Source organism: Streptomyces albireticuli, assembly GCF_021228125.1.
GTDB classification, from domain to species: Bacteria; Actinomycetota; Actinomycetes; order Streptomycetales; family Streptomycetaceae; genus Streptomyces; species Streptomyces albireticuli.
In genome coordinates, this window is the sequence record NZ_JAJQQS010000078.1 from 1 (window position 1) to 1,278 (window position 1,278).

Annotated in this window: 2 protein-coding genes and 1 pseudogene; all 3 read right to left on the minus strand. The window is 72.6% G+C overall.

Annotation, left to right across the window (positions count from 1 at the left end; genetic code table 11):
- Positions 1–551, minus strand: a pseudogene (locus tag LUZ64_RS36630) (hypothetical protein); the annotation flags it as partial.
- Positions 551–1,078, minus strand: coding sequence for a hypothetical protein (locus LUZ64_RS36635; protein ID WP_095579906.1), 528 nt, complete (start codon positions 1,076–1,078; stop codon positions 551–553). The gene LUZ64_RS36635 and the pseudogene LUZ64_RS36630, both read right to left, overlap by 1 nt.
- On the minus strand, positions 1,071–1,278 hold a 208-nt coding region (locus LUZ64_RS36640), incomplete at its 5' end, for a hypothetical protein (RefSeq protein ID WP_232390650.1). The genes LUZ64_RS36640 and LUZ64_RS36635, both read right to left, overlap by 8 nt.

Here is a 1,278-nt window from a genome sequence, read left to right on the forward strand (position 1 = left end):
GCCTGGGCTTCGAACTCGGCGTAGGCGTTGGGGAAGCCTGAGCGTTCGACGGCCTGGGCGGCGTCGTTGATGCTCATCTGCTCCCAGCCTTTCACCTCGGTGAGCAGCACGGAGTAGAACTTCTTGGCGGCGTAGGTGGTGTCCAGGATCTGCTCGGGGGTGCCCCAGCCCATGGAGGGGCGCATCTGGAACAGGCCGAGTGAGTCGCGGTCGCCGTAGTTGAGGTTGCGCAGCCCGGATTCGGCGAGGGCCGCGGCGATGGCGACGATCTGTCCTCGGGTGGGGACGCCGGTGCCCTGGCCGACCGCGATGATCGTCTGGGCGTTTTTGATCTGTTCTCCTTTCAGGGGGGTCTTGCCGTCGCCGTCGCCCACGGATACGCCGCTGACCGGGCAGTTCACTCCGCCCATGGGGTTGGCGCTCGCCTGCCAGGTCAGGGCGCCGCTGAAGGAGACGACGGCGACGGTGGCCGCGGTGACGGTGGCTGCGGCGAGGGCGGCGGCCACTCGCCGGGTGGCTGGGGAGGTGGCCAGTGCGAGGTGGAGGGCCACTACTGCGCCGCCTGGGCGCCGGGCTGGACATCACCGACCAGCCACCGGTCGCCTGCCCAGAGCATCCGCACGGACACCGCGCCGGCGGTGGTGGTGACGGCGACGGAGGTGAGCTGGCCGCCGCCGGTGTCGGTGATCTTGGCGGTCCCGGCGCGGACGGCCGGGACGCGGCGGGGGTCGGTGGTGGCGAGCTTGCCCAGCAGGCGGTCGGTGGTCAGCGGGGTCAGGGCGTTGAGCCACGCGGCCTGGTCGGTGTTCTGCGAGGCCCACACGTCGACGAACCGGCGCGCGGTCTCCAGGGCCGCCGCCTGGTCGGGAGCCTTACCGGGGGCGGCCGAGCCCGACGGGCCGGCGGGGGCCGGTGCGGCGGGCCCCCGGCCGGGAACCGCGGCGCCCTGCGTGGTGGTCTGCTGTCTGTTGCAGGAGCCGATGAGGACCAGCAGGACGACGACGGCCAGGACGACCGCGGCCAGTCGCCTGGGCGAGTGCAGCGGCCAGCGCAGGGCATCGCGGATCTCGTCACGCATCGGGATTCTCCGCCCGTTCCGGGGTGCTCGTGCCGGAGCCGGTGGTGTCGCCCTCCGGCCGGTGGGTGCTGTAGCCGCTGCTCGGGGTGAAGATCACGTAGGTGGTGCGCCCGTCGTCGTCCTCGACCTCGGGGGCGTAGGGAACCGGCTGGTCGAACTCAGAAGCCCGGGGTGCGGACGCTGACGTGGGCGCGGGCTCG